We start from the raw sequence: 19,457 nt of genomic DNA, 5'->3' as shown, positions 1-19,457 counted from the left end.
GAGCCCTTCTCTTTCAGGCGTGCGAGAACTTACTCGGCAGCGCCTTCTTCGGCAGCGCCGTCAGCAGCTTCTTCACGGATGCGCGGCATGTGGATGCTGGCAACCGGCAGATCGCTGCCGTGGGCCAGGGACACCAGCTCGACGCCAGCCGGGACGTTCAGGTCGCTCAGGTGAACGATCTGGTCCAGGGCGACCTTGGCCATGTCGACTTCGATGAATTCCGGCAGGTCTTTCGGCAGGCAGGAAACTTCGACTTCGTTAATGGTGTGCAGGATCTCGCCACCCTGTTGCTTCACGCCCACGGAGGTTTCCTGGTTCATGAAGTGCAGGGGCACGTGAGCGGTCAGCTTCTGACCGGCGATGACGCGCAGGAAGTCGGCGTGCATGACGTAGCCCTTGGAGGGGTGACGCTGCAGGGCCTTGACCAGCACGCTTTCGTTGCTGCCATCAACCTTCAGGGTGATGACGCTGGCGAAGGCGGCTTCGCTTTCCAGCATCTTGGCCAGGTCTTTGCCGACCAGGGTGATGGACGTCGGAGCCTTGTCGCCACCGTAGATCACGGCGGGAACGTTACCGGCATTACGACGCAGGCGGCGGCTCGCACCTTTCCCCAGGTCGGAACGCACTTCGGCATTCAGAGTGAAATCAGACATTGTGAATCTCCAGGATAAGGAATCGGCAGACCGGGACTTGCGACCAGTTCCATGGCCCTACCGACTAAAAAGCCCCGGTAGACCGTCACGGCCTTCCGGGGCGCTTCCAGAGCGGCTGTTCCTTAACGGAACATCGCGCTGATGGATTCTTCGTTACTGATCCGGCGTACCGCCTCGGCCACCACCGGCGCGATGTCCAGTTGGCGAATACGGCTGCAGGCCTGAGCCGCGGCGGACAGCGGAATGGTGTTGGTCACCACCAGCTCGTCCAGCACGGAGTTGTCGATGTTCTCGATGGCCCGACCCGACAGCACCGGGTGGGTGCAGTAGGCCAGGACCTTGGCGGCGCCGTGTTCCTTCAGGGCCTTGGCCGCGTGGCACAGGGTGCCGGCGGTATCGACCATGTCGTCGACCAGCACGCAGGTGCGGTCCTGGATGTCACCGATGATGTGCATCACTTCCGACTGGTTGGCCTTGGGACGACGCTTGTCGATGATCGCCAGGTCCACACCCAGACTCTTGGCCACGGCACGCGCACGCACCACACCGCCAATGTCCGGGGAGACGATCATCAGATTTTCGAAACGCTGGTCTTCGATGTCATCCACCAGGGCGGGGGAGCCGTAGATGTTGTCCACGGGAATATCGAAGAAGCCCTGGATCTGGTCGGCGTGCAGATCGACGGTGAGCACGCGATTGATGCCCACCACGGTCAGCATGTCGGCCACGACCTTGGCGGTGATGGCGACGCGTGCGGAACGCGGACGGCGATCCTGGCGGGCATAACCGAAATAGGGGATGACTGCGGTGATACGAGTGGCCGAGGAGCGGCGGAAGGCATCGGCCATCACCACCAGTTCCATCAGGTTGTCGTTGGTCGGCTCGCAGGTGGGCTGGATGATGAAGACATCCTTGCCCCGCACGTTCTCGTTGATTTCGACGCTGATCTCGCCATCGGAGAATTTTCCGACGGAGACGTCACCGAGAGGGATATGCAGCTGGCGCACGATGCGCCGTGCCAGATCGGGGTTGGCGTTCCCCGTGAAGACCATCATCTTGGACACGCTGCAGTTCCTGCGGCTTGAGGTGGGTCTTGGAAGGAAAATGGCAGGGGCGGCTGGATTCGAACCAACGCATGGCAGGATCAAAACCTGCTGCCTTACCGCTTGGCGACGCCCCTGTATCTTGCAGAGTACTAGCTGTACTCATTCTCTGGTCAGGCTTGCCAGCGCCCGGTGCAACATGGAAGTGTTGCTACCTTTGGCCACGAAGCCTGGAAGTGATGCTGGTAGCTGGCTAGCTACTGTATCAGCTTCGGTCTTATTTGGAAAGCTTCCAAATATGCAACCTCCAGTGCCGGTTAATCTAGCTGAAACAAATTTGTTTAGCAAGATCAAAGCGTTACGAATTTCTGGGTAACGCCTTTCGACCGTACTCTGGCAGTCGTTTCGACCTGACCACTTGAGAACGGCGCAAACTTTAATGGCGGGAGTGTCCCGTGTCAACAGCGGATCTGAAAAAATTTCTGCTGTACTTACAGAGACTTGCGGCACGGCCACGAGATACCAGGGTTCCGGGGGGGTGACCGGGGTGAGCTTTTCCCCCACGCCCTCGGCGAAGGCGGCCTGGCCGCGGACGAATACCGGCACATCGGCGCCCAGGCGCAGCCCCAGCGCCGCCAGGTCGTCGAGGCTGGCGCCCAGGCCCCAGAGATGATTCAGGCCAAGCAGGGTGGTGGCGGCATCCGAACTGCCGCCACCGATGCCACCGCCCATGGGCAGCCGCTTGGTCAGCCAGAGGTCGGCGCCTTTGGTCGTGGCGCTTTCCTGCTGCAGCAGCCGGGCGGCGCGCAGGATGAGATTCTGCGCGGGGGCGACGCCCGGCAGACCGTCGTGCAGTTGCAATTCGCCGTCATCCCGTCCGGCAAAGCCCAGGTCGTCGCCCCAGTCGAGAAACTGGAACAGCGTCTGCAGCTCGTGATAGCCGTCCGCGCGGCGACCGAGGATGTGCAGGAACAGATTGAGCTTGGCCGGCGCCGGCAGGGTGAAGGCAGGCGCCGCGGTCATTTGCCCAGCTCGCGCGGCTGCCAGGTCTTCACCACCAGGATGACTTCCAGGTCCTTGCCGGTGAGCTTGAGGCGTTCGGGCAGGGTGTAGCCGTTCTGCTCGGTGTAGCGGGTGTATTCGACGGTCCAGCCGTCCTGTACCAGGCGTGCCAGGTGGCTGTCGGCGTCCAGGGTCAGCTGGCTGCGACTGTCCGGCGCCGGCAGGCCGCGCACCCACCAGAGCAGGTGCGAGACCGGCAGGCGCCAGCCGAGTTGCTGTTCCAGCAGGGCTTCGGGGGAATCGGCCTGATAGCTGCCCTGGCCGGAGACATCGAGGGTGACGGCGCCCGGACGGCCGGTGAGTCGGGTGGCGCCGCGGCCCAGGGGGCCGGCCAGGCGGATGTCGTAATAGTCCTGGCGCTGCAGCCAGAACAGGGTGCCACTGCCGGAATCGCGCGGGGCGCGGATGCCGACCTTGCCGTCGATCTGCCAGCCGTCGAGGGCGGCGATACGTTTTTTATGAGCCTGCCACTGGGCGGCATTGCCCTGGCCTTCCACGGCCTCCTGGCGAGAGGTGCTGGCGCAACCGGCCAGCAGGGCGAGCAGCAACAGGGTGACGAAGGTACGCACACGGATCATCGGAGGGTTTCGCTTCCAGTCAGGCGTTTGAGGGTACTGCGCAGGATGGCGTCATCGGCGTCGGCGTCGAGGCCCACGCGCCAAACCTTGCGCGCTTCGCTGCGCTTGCCCTGGGCCCAGAGCACCTCGCCCAGGTGGGCCGCCACTTCGGCGTCGGGGAAGCGTTCGTAGGCCTGGCGCAGATAGCGTTCGGCGTCGGCCAGCTGGCCCTGGCGATAGCGGATCCAGCCCATGCTGTCGAGGATGGCCGGGTCGTCCGGGCTCAACTGGTGCGCCTTGTCGATCAGCTGGCGTGCCTCGGCCAGACGTGGGGTGCGATCGGCCAGGGTGTAGCCGAGGGCGTTGAGCGCCATGGCGTTGTCGGGGTCGTGGGCGATAATGTATCGCAGATCGCCTTCCAGCTGACCGAGGTCGCCGCGCTTTTCCGCCAGCATGGAGCGGACATAGAGCAGGTTGAGGTCATTGGGATACTGCTGCAGGGCCTGCTGCACGGTCTGGTCGGCGAGGGCGGTCTGGTCGGCACTGGCCAGGCCTTCGACTTCCAGCAGATAGAGCGGCACGGCGTATTCGCTCTGGCGCTTGCGCGCCTCGGCCAGGCGTTGACGGGCCTCGGCGATGCGCCCGCTGCCCAGCAGGATTTCCGCCTGGCGCTGCTGGGCGGCCAGGTAGTCGGTGCCCGGCCCGACCTGGGTGTATTCGGCCAGCGCCTGCTCGGGCTGGTCGAGTTCTTCGTAGCTGCGACCCAGGTTGAGGTGCGCGGCATCCACGTGGCTGCCGCGGTCGATCAGTTCCTTGAGATAGATCTGGGCTTCGCGCCAGGCCTGGGCCTCCAGGCAGACCAGCGCCAGGGAGAATCTCAGGTCATCGTCATCCGGGAACTGGGTGACCAGCTCGGCGAATTCGCGCTTGGCCTGGTCCAGGCGATCCAGTTCCACCAGCAGCCGGGCATGGGCCAGGCGCAGGCGGCGGTCTTCCGGGTGCTGGCGGATGCCGGCTTCGAGCAGCGGCAGGGCCTCGGCGCTGCGGTCCTGGCTCTGCAGCAGGCGGGCGCGCAGGAGCAGCGGCGCGACTTCGCGCCTGGCCGCCGGATTGCGCTCCAGCAGCTTGAGGGCCTCGTCGGCACGGCCGTCCTGCTGCAGCAGCAGCGCCTTGCCGAACAGCAGCTGGCCGTTGTGCGGATACTTGGCCAGCAGCCGGTCGAAGCTCTTGAGCAGGCCGGCGCGGGTGGTCTCGTCGGTTTCCGCCGCCGAGAGGGCGAGGAAATCGAAGTGGGTGTCGCCCTGGCCCTGGAGCACGCGCTCCATGTAGACCATGGATTCGTCATAGCGACCGGCGCGGGCCAGCATGATGGCGGCGGCGCGCTGGGCATCCAGGTTGTCGGGGGCGTTGCGCGCCCAGATCTGCGCGGTTTCCAGCGCCGGGGTATCGGCGCCCAGGTACTCGGCGATGCGGAAGGCGCGCTCGGCGACCCCCGGGTCCTGGGTCGACTTGGCCTGCTCGACATAGTTGGTCAGGGCGATATCGAATCGGTTGCGCTGCCCGGCCAGCTCGCCGACCAGCAGGTCGTAGAGGGTGTCTTCGCGAAAGGAACCGGCCGGTTGCGGCGTGCTGGTCTTGGCGGTGGGCGGCGGGATGGCGGCGGCGGGCGTCGGCTGACGGCCGAGGTTCTGGCAGCCGGCGAGCAGCAGGGCGGTCGTCAGCAGCGCAAGGTATCTGGTCATAGGGTCAAGGCGGCCTTTTTACAGTCGGTCCATCATGCCACAAGAGTCGCCGTGGCCGCGTCGCGCATGCGCAGCGGCCGGCCGAGAAGTGCGGTGGTCGAGGCTGTTGACGCCTTTTGCCCGGCAAGATTCATTCGCCCAGGCTATGACGGCGATTGTCCGACGTCTCGTCGCTGCTGGTTGTCGCCACCGCCCGCGCGTAGGACAATGTTCGGCTTTCCCCAATCCGTTCGACTGCTTGCGTCCATGGCCTTTCTCGCGCTCGGCATCAATCACAAGACCGCCTCGGTTGAGGTGCGCGAACGTGTGGCCTTCACTCCGGAGCAGACGGTCGAGGCCCTGCGCCAGCTGGAGCAGGCCACCCACAGTCGCGAAGCGGCGATTCTGTCCACCTGCAATCGCAGCGAACTCTACCTGGAGCTGGAGCCCAGCCTGGCGGAAGCCGTGCTGGCCTGGCTCGCCCAGTATCACCGGGTGCCCCTGGAAGACCTGCGCGCCAGCATCTATCTGCACCAGGACGAGGCTGCGGTCCGCCACATGATGCGGGTGGCCGCGGGGCTGGATTCCATGGTGCTGGGCGAGCCGCAGATCCTCGGCCAGCTCAAGTCGGCCTATGCCGTGGCGCGCGAGGCCGGCACCGTCGGTCCGCTGCTGGGCCGGCTGTTCCAGGCCACCTTCAATACTGCCAAGGCGGTGCGTACCGACACGGCGATCGGCGAGAATCCGGTGTCGGTGGCCTTCGCCGCGGTCAGCCTGGCCAAGCAGATCTTCAGCGACCTCAGTCGCAGCCAGGCGCTGCTGATCGGCGCCGGCGAGACCATCACCCTGGTCGCCCGCCATCTGCACGAGCAGGGCGTGCGGCGCATCGTCGTCGCCAACCGCACCCTGGAGCGCGCCAGCCACCTGGCGGAAGAATTCGGCGCCCATACCGTGCTGCTGGCCGACATTCCCGACGAACTGGTCAACAGCGACATCGTCATCAGTTCCACCGCCAGCCAGTTGCCCATCCTCGGCAAGGGCGCGGTGGAACGCGCACTCAAGCAGCGTCGCCACAAGCCCATCTTCATGGTCGACATCGCCGTGCCGCGCGACATCGAGCCGGAGGTGAGCGAGCTGGAAGATGTCTACCTCTATACGGTGGACGACCTGCACGAGGTGGTGGCGGAAAATCTCAAGAGTCGCCAGGGCGCCGCCCAGGCGGCCGAGAAGCTGGTGCTGGCCGGGGTCGAGGACTTCATGCAGCGGCTGCGCGAGCGCGCCGCGGTGGACGTGGTCCGCGCCTATCGCCAGCAGGGCGAGCAGATCCGCGACGACGAACTGGCGCGCGCCCAGCGCCAGCTGGCCAATGGCGTCGATCCCCAGGAAGCCCTGGCGGCCCTGGCACGCAGCCTCACCAACAAGCTGATGCACGCCCCGAGCGTGCAGCTCAAGAAACTATCCGCCGAGGGGCGCGTCGATGCGCTGACCTTGGCTCAGGAACTCTTCGCCCTCGACGAGGGTTTGGACAAGACATGAAGACCTCTCTGTTGCACAAGCTCGACGGTCTGCAGGACCGCTTCGAGGAGCTGACCGCGCTGTTGGGCGACGCCGAAGTCATCAGCGACCAGACCCAGTTCCGCGCCTATTCCAAGGAATACGCCGAACTCGAGCCGGTCAACCAGGCGTTCACCGAATACCGCAAGGTGCAGGCCGACCTGGAGGGCGCCCAGGCGCTGCTCAAGGACAGCGATCCGGATCTGCGCGAGATGGCCGAGGAAGAGGTGACCAGCGCCAAGGCGCGGCTGCAGGAACTGGAAGACGAACTGCAGCGCATGATGCTGCCGCGGGATCCCAATGATGGCCGCAACGTCTTCCTGGAAATCCGCGCCGGTACCGGCGGCGACGAGGCGGCGATCTTCGCCGGTGATCTGTTCCGCATGTATTCGCGCTATGCCGAGCGCCAGGGCTGGCGTCTCGAGGTGCTCTCGGAGAACGAGGGCGAGCACGGTGGCTTCAAGGAGGTGATCGCCCGGGTCGAAGGCGACAGCGTCTACGCCAAGCTCAAGTTCGAGTCCGGTGCGCACCGGGTGCAGCGGGTCCCGGAGACCGAATCCCAGGGCCGCATCCACACCTCGGCCTGCACTGTGGCGGTGCTGCCCGAGCCGGACGAACAGCAGGCCATCGAGATCAATCCGGCCGATCTGCGCGTCGACACCTATCGCTCCTCCGGCGCGGGCGGTCAGCACGTCAACAAGACCGACTCCGCGGTGCGCATCACCCACCTGCCCACCGGCATCGTGGTGGAGTGCCAGGAAGAGCGCTCTCAGCACAAGAACCGCGCCAAGGCCATGGCCTGGCTGTCGGCCAAGCTCAATGACCAGCAGGACGCGGCGGCGCATAAAGAAATGTCCGATACCCGCCGGTTGCTGGTGGGGTCGGGCGACCGCTCCGAGCGCATCCGCACCTACAACTTTCCCCAGGGCCGGGTGACCGATCACCGCATCAACCTGACCCTCTATTCGCTGGGCGAGGTGGTCAACGGCGACGTCCAGCAGATCATCGATCCGCTGCTGCAGGAATACCAGGCCGACCAGCTGGCGGCGCTGGGAGACTGAGCCATGGCCACCATCGGCGCCCTGTTGCGCGAAAGCCAGCTACCGGATTCGCCCAGCGCTCGCCTGGATGTGGAACTGCTGCTGGCCGCCGCCCTGGACAAGCCGCGCAGCTACCTGCGCACCTGGCCGGAAAAGCTGGTGCCGCGCGAGGCCCTGGCGCGTTTTCGGGCCGATCTCGAACGGCGCCGGCAGGGTGAGCCGGTGGCCTATATCCTCGGCCAGCAGGGCTTCTGGTCGCTCGATCTGGAAGTGAGTCCCGACACCCTGATCCCCCGCCCCGATACCGAGGTGCTGGTGGAAACCGCCCTGGCATTGCCCCTGGCCGACGAGGCGCGGGTACTGGACCTGGGCACCGGCACCGGTGCCATCGCCCTGGCGCTGGCCCATGAGCGACCGCGCTGGCAGGTCAGCGGCGTGGATCGCATCGCGGCGGCGGTGGAACTGGCGCAACGCAATGCCCAGCGCCTGCGCCTGGGCAATGCGGTCTTTCAGCAGAGTCACTGGTTCGGCGCCCTCGCCGGACAGCGCTTCGACCTTATCGTCAGCAATCCCCCCTATATCGCCGGCAGCGATCGCCATCTGGATGAGGGCGACGTGCGTTTCGAGCCGCGCAGCGCCCTGGTGGCCGGCGTCGATGGCCTGGACGATATCCGCGAACTGGTCGCGGCGGCGCCCGCGCACCTGCAGCCGGATGGCTGGCTGTGGCTGGAGCACGGCTTCGACCAGGCCGCCGCGGTGCGCGATCTGCTGGTTCGCCAGGGCTTCGTCGAGGTCGAGAGTCGCCAGGACCTGGGTGGTCACGAACGCATCAGCGGAGGGCGTCGGCCATGCTGAGCGACGGCGAACTGCTGCGCTACAGCCGGCAGATCCTGCTGGCCCAGGTGGATATCGCCGGACAATTGCGGCTGAAAGACGCCAGGGTGCTCATCGTCGGCCTCGGTGGTCTGGGTTCGCCAGTGGCGCTCTATCTGGCCGCCGCCGGCGTCGGCGAATTGCACCTGGCCGACTTCGACCAGGTCGATCTGAGCAATCTGCAGCGCCAGGTGCTGCACGATGAAAGCCGTATCGGCCAGGGCAAGGTGGATTCCGCCCTGCAGCGGCTGGCGGCGCTCAATCCCGAAGTGCGCCTGGTGCCGCTGCGCGAAGCGCTGGACGCCGACAGTCTGGCGGCGCGCATCGCCCTGGTGGATCTGGTGCTGGACTGCTCGGACAACTTCACCACCCGGGCGGCGGTGAATGCCGCCTGCGTGGCTCAGGGACGCCCGCTGGTGAGCGGCGCCGCCATTCGCCTGGAAGGCCAGCTCAGCGTCTTCGATCCGCGTCGCGCCGACAGCCCCTGCTATCACTGTCTCTATGGCGAGGGCAGCGAAGCCGAGCTCAGTTGCAGCGAAGCCGGGGTGCTGGGTCCGGTGGTGGGGCTGGTGGGCAGTCTGCAGGCGCTGGAAGCGCTCAAGCTCCTGGCCGGCTTCGGCGAGCCCCTGGTGGGGCGGCTGCTGCTGGTGGATGCGGCGGGCAGTCGCTTCCGCGAATTGCGGGTCAAGCGCGATCCGGGTTGCCCGGTGTGCGGCGCCCGCCATGGCTGACGAGGCGCCGGTCGGGGTCTTCGACTCGGGCGTCGGCGGCCTGTCGGTGCTGGCGGAGATCCGTCAGCTGCTACCGGCGGAAACCCTGCATTACGTCGCCGATTGCGGCCATATCCCCTATGGCGAAAAGACCCCTGCCTTCATCCGCGAGCGCTGCCAGCTGATCGCGGCGCGGCTGCACGCGCAGGGCGCCAAGGCCCTGGTGGTGGCCTGCAACACCGCCACCGTGGCGGCCGTGGCCGATCTGCGCGAACGCTATCCCCGCTGGTCCATCGTCGGCATGGAACCCGCGGTCAAGCCCGCTGCGGCGGCGACCCGCAATGGCCGGGTCGGGGTGCTGGCGACCACCGGTACCCTGCAGAGCGCCAAGTTCGCCGCCTTGCTGGACCGCTTCGCCCTGGGCGTCCAGGTGCTGACCCAGCCCTGTCCGGGACTGGTGGAACAGGTCGAGCGCGGCGATCTGCACGGCCCCGAGACCCGGCGCCTGCTGGAGGGCTTTCTCGCCCCCTTGCTGGCGGCGCAGTGCGACACCCTGATCCTGGGCTGCACCCACTATCCCTTCCTGCGTCCCTTGCTGGCCGAACTGGTGCCACCGCAGGTCATCCTGGTGGACACCGGCGCCGCCGTGGCGCGGCGCCTGCACAGTCTGCTGGCGCGGGACGGACGCCTGGCGGGAGGGCCGGCCGGCCCTACGCGATTCTGGACCTCGGGCGACCCCGCCGAGCTTCGCGCCGTGTTGCCGCAGCTCTGGCCGGCAGGGGCCGAGGTAAAGGCGTTCGTCTGACTTTTCCCTCCGGGTTTCACTCGCCAAATGCCGGGCCAGCGACTAGCATCCGACCTTGTAGGTAAAGATATCCAGGGCTGTGAACACCTTCACGTCTTGATGGTCAATGCTCCCAGTTCGTAAAAACTAGAAACATCCATAAGGGCACTCTCATGAACAAATTGCTTTCCCTCGCAGTAGCCGCCGCGCTTTCTCTGGGTGGCATCGCATCGGCACAGGCTGTGGAAATCACCGGAGCAGTCGGTGCCACCAGCCAGAGCGGCATGACCTACCGTATCGGTGCCGGCTGGAATTGGGACAGGAGCTGGTGGCAGAGCTCCACCGGTCGCCTGACCGGCTACTGGGATGCGGGCTACACCTACTGGGAAGGTGACAACGGCCGGTCTTCCGACCAGCATTCGCTGTCCTTCGCCCCGGTGTTCGTCTACGAATTCGGCCAGGGCCAGGTGAAGCCCTTCGTCGAAGCCGGTATCGGCGTCGCCGTCTTCTCCAGCACCAAGGTTGGCGAGCAGGACCTGGGTTCGGCCTTCAACTTCGAAGACCGTATCGGCCTGGGCCTGAAGATCGGCGACACCCAGCGCGTCGGCATCCGTGCGACCCACTACTCCAACGCCGGCATCAAGCAGCCCAACGATGGCATCGAGTCCTATGCGCTGTTCTACAGCCATACTCTCTGATCCAGGGCTGATATGAAAAAAGCCGGACCTAGTCCGGCTTTTTCGTGTCCTTCTTGCGCGCCATGCCGCGGTAGGCGGCCAGCGCGCGCTGACGACTCTCGCCCAGGTCCACCAGGGGCGTCAGGTAGCGGCCCCCCGGGGTATGCACGGCCTTGCCCTTGAGGTCAGCCAATTCCGGTATCCAGGTCCGCACATAGTCGCCCCGGGCATCGATCTTCAACGCCTGGGTGTGCGGGTTGAATACCCGGAAATAGGGCACCGAATCGGTACCGGTGGAGGCGCTCCACTGCCACCCGCCGTTGTTGGAGGCCAGGTCGCCATCGATGAGCTGCCGCATGAACCAGCGCTCACCCTCGCGCCAGTCGATCAGCAGGTTCTTGCACAGGAACATGGCCGTCAGCATGCGCATGCGATTGTGCATCCAGCCGGTCTGCAAGAGCTGGCGCATGGCGGCATCGATGATGGGAATCCCGGTGCGCCCCTGTTGCCAGGCTGCGAGGCCTTCGGGGTCGTCACGCCAGGGCAGGGCGGTCAGATCCCGGTTGAATGGCTGGTGCCGGGAAACCCAGGGGTAACCCACCAGCACGTGACGATAGAATTCGCGCCAGAGCAACTCGGTGATCCAGGTGGCCGCTCCCTGCTTGCCGCCGCTGAGCAGGCCATCGTTGGCGCGGACCGCCGCCTGCAGGCACTGGCGAGGCGTCAGCACCCCGGCATTGAGATAGGCCGACAACTGGCTGGTACCGGGTTCGGAAGGAATGTCCCGCGCCCGCTGATAGTCTTCCAGATCATCCCGGATGAAGGCTTCCAGACGCTGCAGTGCTTCTTCTTCCCCTGCCGGCCATAGCCCTTGCAGGTCGGCGGCGGTGGCCGCGAAACCCTCGACCGCGGTGGGCAGCTTGTCCGAAGGGACCGGGCTCTTGCGCTGCTTGCCCGGGGCTGGCAGGGGCGTCGGCAGACCGGTCTCCAGGCGGGCCAGGCAGGTCTTCCTGAACTGGCCGAAAACCTTGAAGTAGCCACCGCTCTTGGTCAGCACCGTCCCCGGCGCGAACAGCGTCTGGTCGAGATAGCGATGGGTCGCCAGGCCAGCGTCGTCGAAGGCCTTGACCACGGCGTCGTCACGGGCGGCTTCGTTGATCCCGTATTCGTCATTGAAATGCAGGTGTTCGGCTCCCAGCTCCCGGGCCAGGTCGAGCAGCACCTGGGGGGCCTGCGTCCAGCGCTCGGCGCTGCGGATCAGCAAGGGGATACCGAGGGATTTGAGCGTCTTGCCCAGTTCGGCGAGGTTGCGCAGCCAGAAGTCGACCTTGACCGCCGCCTCGTCATGCTCCTGCCATTGGGCAGGACTCAGCAGAAAGACGGCGGCCACCGGGCCCTGTTCGGCGGCGGCATGGAGAGCGGGATGATCGAGGGTGCGCAGGTCAGTTCGAAACCAGACGAGCTGATTCATGCATGGCGTTCCTGATGCAGCAGCCCGGCACTCTGCAGGCGATCGAAGGCTTCGCCGGGGCTGCGCGCCGGCGCGGCATCGGCGGTAAGGGATTCACCCAGCGCACCAAGCGTCAGGCAGGGGCGCGCATGGCGATTGGCGAAGGTCTGCAGCTGGCGCCGCAGCTCACTGTCGGGACGGCTGTCACGACAGAGGATCAGTGCCCGGGGTTCGAGCTGCTCGACCAGGCGATCCAGATTGCCCGCGGGAACCGACCACTCCACCAGTTCTACCGGGCATTCCGCGGCGCTGATCAGCCAGGCGCAGAGCCACAGCGAGGTGTTCATCGGGGTCTCGTCGAGATTCAGCAGCACCAGGGGCGCACCTCTGAGGCTGTGCTGGCTGTGATAGATCCGCGCACCCAGCTTGCTGCGCAGCCAGGACTGGAAGAACACCTGTTGCAGGCGACCATCGTCGGTCGCCTGGCTCAGGCGCTCCAGCTCCCGCAGCAGCGGCCAGAGCAACTGGTCCAGCAGCACCCGCGGTGGATAGAGCGAGGCGGCGCGGTTGTAGGCCTCGTCCAGCGCACGCGAGGCCAGTCGGCCGATGGCGTCAATCATCTCCTGGTGAATGGCCTGCCAGGGCGTATCGCTGGGGATCACCGCGGGCCGTTGTTCGTCGAGCAGCCCCTTGACCTGGCTGACCGCCACGCCGCGGGCGATCCAGGCGAGGACCTGCTGCACGCGGACCACATGGGCCTCGCTGTACAGGCGATGGCCCTTGGGCGTGCGCTTGGGGACCAGCAAGCCATAGCGCCGCTCCCAGGCCCTCAGCGTCACGGCATTCACACCGGTGCGCCGGGCGATTTCCCGGATGGGCAGCCAGCCCTCGTGGAGAGCGGACTGGTAGTCCTGATCTTCGCCGTTCGACGACGAAGGCAAGGGAGTGGCGCTAGATGGCATTTCGCAGACTCAGACGTTCGGGGTGCGGTTGGAGATAGGCCTGCTCGTTCACATAACGATCCGGATGCTGGCGGAAGTGGTGCTTGAGCAGCGTCAGGGGCACGACCAGGGGCACGATGCCCTCGTGGTACTGCTCGATCAGTTGCTGCATTTCCTGCTTCTCGCTGTCGCTCAGGACCCGACGCAGATAACCGAATAGATGATAGAGCACATTGCAATGGGTACCACGGGTGGCGCACTTCTTCAGGGCAGCCATCAGGCCGCTGAAATACTCCTGCCCCAGCTCGTCCAGGTTGCGCTGGCCGATGCTGCCGACCAGCTGACCGAGGGCCCGCGCACGATGGGCGTCGTGGGCCATGAGCTGGTACTTGTAACGCGAATGATAGGACAGCAGCGCCCGCGCCGTCAGACCCTGTTGCAGCAGTTGCTGCCAGTGGGCATGGGCGAAGACGCGGGTGACGAAGTTTTCCCGCAGCACCGCATCGTTCAGCCGGCCGGCTTCTTCCACTGGCAGGTCCGGTTGTAGACGCATGATGGCGGCGGCGAACAGACCGCGGCCATCGGTTTCGCTGCCCTGGCCGTTGGCGTGGTAGACCTTGACGCGCTCCATGCCGCAGGAGGGCGATTTCTGCATGAAGATGAAGCCGGACAGGTCGGTCAGCTCGCCCGCCATCTTTTCCCCGTAGCCGGTCAGGGCGGCGGTCACGTCCAGGCTGGGGTCGACGGTACCCACGGCGCGCGGCGCCTGGGAGTCGCCCACCAGACGGATGGGTTCGCGAGGCGTGCCGAGGCCGATGGCCATTTCCGGGCAGACCCGGACGAAATCGAAGTGCTCGGCGAAGGTCTGGCTGCAGAGCCGGGATTCCTTGTGTCCACCGTTGTAGCGGACTTCGTCACCCAGCAGGCAGGCACTGATACCCAGGCGCGGGCGGGGCAGGCTGGAGGAGGCGTTGGCAACCATGGAGATCCCCTGTCGTGTATTTTCTTGTACAAGGTTTTCCTATTTGTACAAGTTTGGTGCAACTTTCGACAGGGGGCTGCGGTAAAAGATTCGCTGCAGGTTACAGACGGCGTGCGCTTCGTCGATTAATCCAGACTGCCCAGGAGCTGCTGCGCGGCCTCATGACCACTCAACCAGGCACCTTCCACCCGACCGCTGGAGCACCAGTCGCCACAGACGAAGACGCCCATGTCGGGATCGCCCAGGGCGCCCCACTGGTGGGGTTGCGCGGGGCGGGCATAGAGCCAGCGATGGGCCAGGCTGAAGGTCGGCGCCGGCAACGGGCAGCCGATCAGTTCGGCGAAGGCGCCATGCAGGCGTTCGATCACCTCGTCCTTCGAGGCGTCGAGGTGCGCCTTGCTCCAGGCGCTGGTGGCATGCAGGACCCAGGTGTCCAGGGTGGTGTCGCGCTCGGGCTTGCAGCGATTGCGCGCCAGCCAGTCCAGTTCGCTGTCCTGCACGAAACAGCCTTCCACCGGGGTCTGCAGGGGCGTGGGAAAGGCCAGGGCCACCGACCAGGTCGGCTCCATGCTGACACCGGCCACGGTGGCCGCCAGCTTGGGCACGCTGGACAGCAGCGCCGTGGCCTGGGGCGCCGGCATGGCGACGATGACTTGGGCGAAGGGCCCGTGGGTCTCGCCGCCGGCATCCAGCAGGTGCCAGTGCTGGGCCCCGCGAAAGACCTCGGTGATGCGGCAGTCGAAGGTGACCGGCAGATCGGCCAGCAGGTGGCGGGTGATGGCGCTCATGCGCGGCACCCCGACCCAGCGCGGCTGCTCGTCCTGGGACGGACTCAGGCGACCGTCGCGATACTGGTAGAGCGCCGGGTTCCATTCGGCCGCGCAACCGGCTCGACGCCACTCGTTGAGGGCATCGATGAAGCGCCGGTCGCGGGCGGTGAAATACTGGGCGCCCAGGTCGAGGGCGCCGGCTTCGCTGCGCTTGCTGGCCATGCGGCCGCCGCTGCCGCGACTCTTGTCGAAGATCTGGACCTGCTGCCCGGCGCGAATCAGCGTCTGGGCCGCGGCAAGTCCGGCTATTCCTGCGCCAACGATGGCGATGGGGGCAGTCATGATGGACCTCGCTTGTCTGACGATTCGCCCTTGTCGAACGTTTGCGCGCGCAAGGGCTCTACGGCTACGACTGGCAACCGTTCTGGATCTTTCGACCCACGACCATACCAAACAATCCTCTTCCCTTCGTTCAGATGCATACGGGCGGCAGGGCAATACGAGAAGGAAGTGACGACATGCATATCCTGCTGACCGGTGGCACCGGATTGATCGGCCGTGCGCTGTGCCGCCAATGGGCGGCCGCCGGGCACCAACTCACCGTGCTCAGTCGCGACCCGGGGCGGGTGGCGCGCGAATGCGGACCCGGCGTGCGCGGCATCGCCCAACTGGAGGCGCTGGGCGACGAACACCTGGATGCCGTGGTCAACCTGGCGGGCGCCCCCATCGCCGACAAGCCCTGGACCCAAGGTCGCAAGGCCGAACTCTGGCAGAGCCGCATCGGCACCACCGAGCGCCTGATCGAATGGCTGCAGGGCCGCCCGCAGAAACCCGCGGTCCTGCTGTCCGGCTCGGCCATCGGCTTCTATGGCGACAGCGGCGAGAAGCCGGTGAGCGAGGCGGACAGCCTGGCCGGTCCCGACTTCGCCGGCGAGTTGTGCCTGGCCTGGGAGCAGGTCGCCAACGAAGCCGAGAAGCTGGGCATCCGTGTGGTCAACCTGCGCACCGGCCTGGTGCTGGCCGCCGACGACGGCTTCCTGCTGCGCCTGCTGCCGCCCTTCCGTTTCGGGCTGGGCGCGCGCCTGGGCAATGGACGCCAGTGGATGCCCTGGATTCATTTGCAGGATCAAATCGGGGCCATCGATTTTCTTCTCAACCGAAGCGATGCCCAGGGTCCCTATAATCTCTGTGCCCCCCAGCCGGTCCGCAACCGGGAATTCACCGAGGCGCTGGGACGGGCCTTGCGGCGCCCGGCGCGATTGCTGATTCCCGCCTTCGCCCTGCGCCTGATGGGAGAGCTGTCCATCCTCCTGCTGGGTGGCCAGCGCGCCCGACCCGAGCGCCTGCTCGCGGCCGGGTATGTCTTTCGCTATCCCGAGCTGGATGCGGCCCTGGCCGACCTGCTCGCTGCCAAGGATTCACGATGACTACCAACGCTCTGCTGCTCGCCAACCTGGGTTCGCCCGATTCGCCCCATGTCCCCGACGTGAAGCGCTATCTGAACCAGTTCCTGATGGACCCCTATGTGGTCGATCTGCCCTGGCCGCTGCGCCGTCTGCTGGTATCCCTGGTGCTGATCAAGCGACCCGCCGCCTCGGCCGAGGCCTATGAGTCGATCTGGTGGGACGACGGCTCGCCATTGATCGTGCTCAGCCGCCGGCTGCAGGAAGCCGTACGGCCACTCTGGCGGCACGGTCCGGTGGAGTTGTGCATGAGATACGGCGAACCCTCGGTGGAAACGGTGCTCAAGCGCCTGGCCAGCCAGGGCATCCGCGAGGTGACCTATGCGCCGCTCTATCCGCAATTCGCCGACAGCACCACCACCACCGCCATCGTCGAGGCGCGGCGGGTGATCCAGGCCCACCAGCTGCCGCTGACGCTGAAGATCCTGCCGCCGTTCTACGACCGTCCGGAATACCAGGCGGCGCTGGCGGCCAGCGTCGAGCCCTATCTCGAAGAGCCCTACGACCACCTGCTGCTGTCCTTCCACGGCCTGCCCGAGCGGCATATCCGCAAGCTGGTCAAGGATCGCAAGCACGACCTGCGCGCCCCCGACAGCAGCAAGGTCACCGCCAAGGCCCTGGCCGTCTGCTACCGCAGCCAGTGCCAGCGCACCGCCGAACTGGTGGCCCGGCGCCTGGGCATTCCCGATGGCAAGTGGTCGGTGTCCTTCCAGTCGCGGCTGGGCAAGGACAAGTGGATCGAACCCTACACCGAGGCGCGGCTGGACGCGCTGGCCAAGGCGGGGGTCAAGCGCCTGCTGGTGATGTGCCCGGCGTTCGTCGCCGACTGCATCGAGACGCTGGAAGAGATCGGCGATCGCGGGCGCGAGCAGTTCATCGAAGCCGGTGGCCGGGAGCTGGTGCTGATTCCCTGCGTCAACGACGACCCGGCCTGGGCCCGGGCGCTGGTGGAGTTGTGCGAAGAGGTGGCGGAACTGCCGCCGCAGCCGATCGAACAACCCAGGATGCCGGCGTAACGGCATCCTGGGCTGACCGTCAGAGCAGCGGACGCTCTGGCGGTTCGGCGTCCTTCTTCCAGGCGTTGTGCCCGGGCAGGACCAGGTTGAGGCCTATGGCGATCAGGCCGCAGAGAGAGATGCCCTTGAGGCCGATCTCGCCGTTGCCGAAGACGATGCCACCGATGCCGAACACCAGGGTCACCGAGACGATCACCAGGTTGCGTGCCTCGGACAGATCCACCTGGTGGCGGATCAGGATGTTCAGCCCCACCACCGCGATGGAGCCGAACAGCAGGCAGAGAATGCCGCCCATGACCGGCACCGGGATGGTCTGCAGCGCCGCGCCGAACTTGCCGACGAAGGCCAGCACCATGGCGAAGCCGGCGGCCCACAGCATGACTCGCGGATTGTGGTTCTTGGTCAGCATCACCGCGCCGGTCACCTCGGCATAGGTGGTGTTCGGCGGCCCGCCGAACAGCCCGGCGGAAGAGGTGGCCAGGCCGTCCCCCAGCAGGGTGCGGTGCAGCCCGGGCTGCTTGAGGTAGTTCTGGCCTGTCACGCCGCCCACCGCGATCACCCCGCCGACGTGCTCGATGGCCGGCGCCAGGGCCACCGGCACCATGAACAGGATGGCGCCCCAGTGGAATTCCGGCGCGACGAAGGCCGGGATCGCCAGCCAGGGGGCGGCGGCCATGCCCTCGGTATGGACGATGCCGAAGACGAAGGCCAGCGCGTAGCCGACGAAGACCCCGGCGAGGATGGGCACCAGACGGAACATGCCCTTGCCGTAGATGGCCACCAGCAGGGTGGTGACCAGTGCCGGCATGGAGATCATCATCGCCGTGGCATAGGGCACCAGCTGGGCGCTGCCGTCCCCGGCCCTGCCCATGGCCATGTTGGCCGCCACCGGCGACAGCCCCAGGCCGATGGAGATGATCACCGGGGCGATCACCACCGGCGGCAGCAGGCGGTCGATGAAGCCCACGCCGCGCACCTTCACCGCCAGCCCCAGGAAGGTGTAGACGAAGCCGGCCGCCACGACCCCGCCCAGTACCGCCGGCAGACCGAATTCAGCCTTGGCGGCGATGATCGGGGCGATGAAGGCGAAGCTCGACGCCAGGAACACCGGCACCTGGCGGCCGGTGACGAGATGGAACAGCAGGGTGCCGAAGCCTGCGGTGAAGAGGGCTACATTGGGGTCCATGCCGGTGATCAGCGGCATCAGCACCAGGGCGCCAAAGGCCACGAAGAGCATCTGGGCGCCGACCAGGATCTCCCGCCAGAGCGGTTCCCGCGCGCTCACGCTCAGGCGTCCTTCTGCTTGGTGCCGAAGATCTTGTCACCGGCATCGCCCAGCCCCGGCAGGATGTAGCCGTGCTCGTTGAGCCGTTCGTCGATGGAGGCGGTGTAGAGGCGCACGTCCGGATGGGCTTCCTCGACCGCGGCGATGCCCTCGGGCGCCGCCACCAGCACCAGGGCACGGATTTCCTTGGCCCCGGCCTTCTTCAGCAGGTCGATGGTGGCGATCATGGAGCCACCGGTGGCCAGCATGGGGTCGATGATCATGGCCATCCGCTGGTCCAGTTCACCCACCAGCTTTTCCAGGTAGGTGTGGGCCTGCAGGGTGGATTCGTTGCGGGCGAGGCCCACCACGCTGACCCGGGCGCTGGGGATCAGGCTGAGCACGCCGTCGAGCATGCCGATGCCGGCGCGCAGGATGGGCACCACGGTGACCTTCTTGCCGGAAATCTTTTCCACCTTGACGGTGCCGCACCAGCCTTCGATGTCCACCTCTTCCACCGGCAGGTCCTTGGTCGCCTCGTAGGTCAGCAGGGCGCCGACTTCCTGGGCCAGTTCGCGAAAGTTCTTGGTGCTGATGTCGGCGCGCCGCATCAGGCCGAGCTTGTGACGGATGAGCGGGTGGCGGATTTCGTGGACGGGCATGGGATTCTCCAGAGACGGTAGGGCAGCGGATCGAGGACGTTTTCGGTACGACCGGCGGCCCGAAGGCCTGCCGCAGGAAGGGCAGGCGCACAAAAAAACCGCGGTACATTAAAGCATCCGACCCGAGGTGGGCAGTACCCTGCGACAATAGTAGCCGCCTGGCGGCGCTTGAGATCGGTTCGCGGTGTCTGTACCTTTGCCGCCTTTTATCCGCGCCAACCATCAGGCAGGCGCC

General features: G+C 66.3%; 19 protein-coding genes and 1 tRNA gene. 8 read left to right on the top strand and 12 right to left on the bottom strand.

The genetic code is table 11. The features are described 5' to 3' along the window. Positions 1 to 29 precede the first annotated feature (29 nt). From QE444_RS23190 to QE444_RS23165, 6 genes are all read right to left on the bottom strand, one after another. The gene (locus tag QE444_RS23190) at positions 30 to 653 is read right to left on the bottom strand and encodes a 50S ribosomal protein L25/general stress protein Ctc (RefSeq protein WP_133861554.1); all 624 of its coding nucleotides are present in this window, start codon (positions 651 to 653) and stop codon (positions 30 to 32) included. Between the two features lie 122 nt (positions 654 to 775). After that, entirely contained in the window at positions 776 to 1,717 is a 942-nt protein-coding gene (locus QE444_RS23185; protein WP_007161553.1) for a ribose-phosphate pyrophosphokinase, read from the bottom strand. Between the two features lie 41 nt (positions 1,718 to 1,758). Further along, positions 1,759 to 1,833: transfer RNA gene (locus tag QE444_RS23180), tRNA-Gln, on the bottom strand. Between the two features lie 25 nt (positions 1,834 to 1,858). Next, positions 1,859 to 2,719 (bottom strand): 4-(cytidine 5'-diphospho)-2-C-methyl-D-erythritol kinase, encoded by an 861-nt coding sequence (gene ispE, locus QE444_RS23175; protein ID WP_285388897.1) that lies wholly within the window; start codon positions 2,717 to 2,719, stop codon positions 1,859 to 1,861. Next, entirely contained in the window at positions 2,716 to 3,336 is a 621-nt protein-coding gene (lolB, locus tag QE444_RS23170) for a lipoprotein insertase outer membrane protein LolB (RefSeq protein WP_133861552.1), read from the bottom strand. The genes ispE and lolB overlap by 4 nt, the downstream gene beginning before the upstream one ends. After that, positions 3,333 to 5,057: a tetratricopeptide repeat protein gene (locus QE444_RS23165; RefSeq protein WP_133861551.1), complete on the bottom strand. Its 1,725-nt coding sequence runs from the start codon at positions 5,055 to 5,057 to the stop codon at positions 3,333 to 3,335. The genes lolB and QE444_RS23165 overlap by 4 nt, the downstream gene beginning before the upstream one ends. Positions 5,058 to 5,303: 246 nt before the next feature. Between QE444_RS23165 and hemA the strand changes: the two genes are divergently transcribed. The 6 genes from hemA to QE444_RS23135 all read left to right on the top strand — a co-directional run bounded on the left by hemA (position 5,304) and on the right by QE444_RS23135 (position 10,695). After that, on the top strand, positions 5,304 to 6,572 hold the full coding sequence (hemA, locus tag QE444_RS23160) for a glutamyl-tRNA reductase (protein WP_133861550.1): 1,269 nt from the start codon (positions 5,304 to 5,306) through the stop codon (positions 6,570 to 6,572). After that, the gene (gene prfA / locus QE444_RS23155; protein ID WP_187980411.1) at positions 6,569 to 7,651 is read left to right on the top strand and encodes a peptide chain release factor 1; all 1,083 of its coding nucleotides are present in this window, start codon (positions 6,569 to 6,571) and stop codon (positions 7,649 to 7,651) included. The genes hemA and prfA overlap by 4 nt, the downstream gene beginning before the upstream one ends. Positions 7,652 to 7,654: 3 nt before the next feature. After that, positions 7,655 to 8,485, top strand: coding sequence for a peptide chain release factor N(5)-glutamine methyltransferase (gene prmC, locus QE444_RS23150; RefSeq protein WP_187980410.1), 831 nt, complete (start codon positions 7,655 to 7,657; stop codon positions 8,483 to 8,485). Further along, complete coding sequence (locus QE444_RS23145; RefSeq protein WP_133861547.1) at positions 8,479 to 9,234, top strand: molybdopterin-synthase adenylyltransferase MoeB; 756 nt, start codon at positions 8,479 to 8,481, stop codon at positions 9,232 to 9,234. The genes prmC and QE444_RS23145 overlap by 7 nt, the downstream gene beginning before the upstream one ends. Then, positions 9,227 to 10,018 carry a glutamate racemase gene (murI, locus tag QE444_RS23140; RefSeq protein WP_273861884.1) on the top strand — a complete coding sequence of 264 codons (792 nt, stop codon included), beginning with the start codon at positions 9,227 to 9,229 and terminating at the stop codon, positions 10,016 to 10,018. The genes QE444_RS23145 and murI overlap by 8 nt, the downstream gene beginning before the upstream one ends. 152 nt (positions 10,019 to 10,170) lie before the next feature. After that, complete coding sequence (locus QE444_RS23135; RefSeq protein ID WP_133861545.1) at positions 10,171 to 10,695, top strand: acyloxyacyl hydrolase; 525 nt, start codon at positions 10,171 to 10,173, stop codon at positions 10,693 to 10,695. Between the two features lie 28 nt (positions 10,696 to 10,723). Here QE444_RS23135 and QE444_RS23130 read toward each other — a convergent pair whose 3' ends face one another. The 4 genes from QE444_RS23130 to QE444_RS23115 form a co-directional block, all read right to left on the bottom strand. Continuing rightward, complete coding sequence (locus tag QE444_RS23130) at positions 10,724 to 12,145, bottom strand: deoxyribodipyrimidine photo-lyase (protein ID WP_285388903.1); 1,422 nt, start codon at positions 12,143 to 12,145, stop codon at positions 10,724 to 10,726. Next, a complete protein-coding gene (locus QE444_RS23125) occupies positions 12,142 to 13,065 on the bottom strand; it encodes a MerR family transcriptional regulator (RefSeq protein ID WP_187980408.1) in 924 nt (307 codons plus the stop codon). The genes QE444_RS23130 and QE444_RS23125 overlap by 4 nt, the downstream gene beginning before the upstream one ends. 10 nt (positions 13,066 to 13,075) lie before the next feature. Further along, positions 13,076 to 14,047, bottom strand: coding sequence for a DUF523 and DUF1722 domain-containing protein (locus tag QE444_RS23120; RefSeq protein ID WP_187980407.1), 972 nt, complete (start codon positions 14,045 to 14,047; stop codon positions 13,076 to 13,078). A 125-nt stretch (positions 14,048 to 14,172) separates the two neighbouring features. Continuing rightward, complete coding sequence (locus QE444_RS23115) at positions 14,173 to 15,270, bottom strand: NAD(P)/FAD-dependent oxidoreductase (RefSeq protein WP_133861541.1); 1,098 nt, start codon at positions 15,268 to 15,270, stop codon at positions 14,173 to 14,175. Between the two features lie 65 nt (positions 15,271 to 15,335). Between QE444_RS23115 and QE444_RS23110 the strand changes: the two genes are divergently transcribed. Beyond that, positions 15,336 to 16,244 carry a TIGR01777 family oxidoreductase gene (locus QE444_RS23110; protein WP_280308589.1) on the top strand — a complete coding sequence of 303 codons (909 nt, stop codon included), beginning with the start codon at positions 15,336 to 15,338 and terminating at the stop codon, positions 16,242 to 16,244. Further along, positions 16,241 to 17,296, top strand: a complete 1,056-nt coding sequence (locus QE444_RS23105) for a ferrochelatase (RefSeq protein WP_285388909.1) — start codon at positions 16,241 to 16,243, stop codon at positions 17,294 to 17,296. Before QE444_RS23110 ends, QE444_RS23105 begins: the two co-directional genes overlap by 4 nt. A gap of 19 nt (positions 17,297 to 17,315) precedes the next feature. Here QE444_RS23105 and QE444_RS23100 read toward each other — a convergent pair whose 3' ends face one another. Further along, a complete protein-coding gene (locus QE444_RS23100) occupies positions 17,316 to 18,587 on the bottom strand; it encodes a uracil-xanthine permease family protein (protein WP_285388926.1) in 1,272 nt (423 codons plus the stop codon). Further along, positions 18,584 to 19,222 carry a uracil phosphoribosyltransferase gene (gene upp, locus QE444_RS23095; RefSeq protein ID WP_017641072.1) on the bottom strand — a complete coding sequence of 213 codons (639 nt, stop codon included), beginning with the start codon at positions 19,220 to 19,222 and terminating at the stop codon, positions 18,584 to 18,586. The genes QE444_RS23100 and upp overlap by 4 nt, the downstream gene beginning before the upstream one ends. Positions 19,223 to 19,457: the final 235 nt, after the last annotated feature.

The organism is Pseudomonas sp. SORGH_AS_0199 (assembly GCF_031453735.1).
Classification (GTDB): Bacteria; Pseudomonadota; Gammaproteobacteria; order Pseudomonadales; family Pseudomonadaceae; genus Chryseomonas; species Chryseomonas aestiva.
The sequence above is the reverse complement of the archived record's forward strand: the minus strand, read 5'-3'. Positions and strand labels throughout refer to the sequence as shown.

Coding starts and splice junctions, on each gene's coding strand:
- QE444_RS23190 (WP_133861554.1), bottom strand. CDS start 653: ATGTCTGATTTCACTCTGAATGCCGAAGTGCGTTCCGACCTGGGGAAA.
- ispE (WP_285388897.1), bottom strand. CDS start 2,719: ATGACCGCGGCGCCTGCCTTCACCCTGCCGGCGCCGGCCAAGCTCAAT.
- lolB (WP_133861552.1), bottom strand. CDS start 3,336: ATGATCCGTGTGCGTACCTTCGTCACCCTGTTGCTGCTCGCCCTGCTG.
- QE444_RS23165 (WP_133861551.1), bottom strand. CDS start 5,057: ATGACCAGATACCTTGCGCTGCTGACGACCGCCCTGCTGCTCGCCGGC.
- hemA (WP_133861550.1), top strand. CDS start 5,304: ATGGCCTTTCTCGCGCTCGGCATCAATCACAAGACCGCCTCGGTTGAG.
- prfA (WP_187980411.1), top strand. CDS start 6,569: ATGAAGACCTCTCTGTTGCACAAGCTCGACGGTCTGCAGGACCGCTTC.
- prmC (WP_187980410.1), top strand. CDS start 7,655: ATGGCCACCATCGGCGCCCTGTTGCGCGAAAGCCAGCTACCGGATTCG.
- QE444_RS23145 (WP_133861547.1), top strand. CDS start 8,479: ATGCTGAGCGACGGCGAACTGCTGCGCTACAGCCGGCAGATCCTGCTG.
- murI (WP_273861884.1), top strand. CDS start 9,227: ATGGCTGACGAGGCGCCGGTCGGGGTCTTCGACTCGGGCGTCGGCGGC.
- QE444_RS23135 (WP_133861545.1), top strand. CDS start 10,171: ATGAACAAATTGCTTTCCCTCGCAGTAGCCGCCGCGCTTTCTCTGGGT.
- QE444_RS23130 (WP_285388903.1), bottom strand. CDS start 12,145: ATGAATCAGCTCGTCTGGTTTCGAACTGACCTGCGCACCCTCGATCAT.
- QE444_RS23120 (WP_187980407.1), bottom strand. CDS start 14,047: ATGGTTGCCAACGCCTCCTCCAGCCTGCCCCGCCCGCGCCTGGGTATC.
- QE444_RS23110 (WP_280308589.1), top strand. CDS start 15,336: ATGCATATCCTGCTGACCGGTGGCACCGGATTGATCGGCCGTGCGCTG.
- QE444_RS23105 (WP_285388909.1), top strand. CDS start 16,241: ATGACTACCAACGCTCTGCTGCTCGCCAACCTGGGTTCGCCCGATTCG.
- upp (WP_017641072.1), bottom strand. CDS start 19,222: ATGCCCGTCCACGAAATCCGCCACCCGCTCATCCGTCACAAGCTCGGC.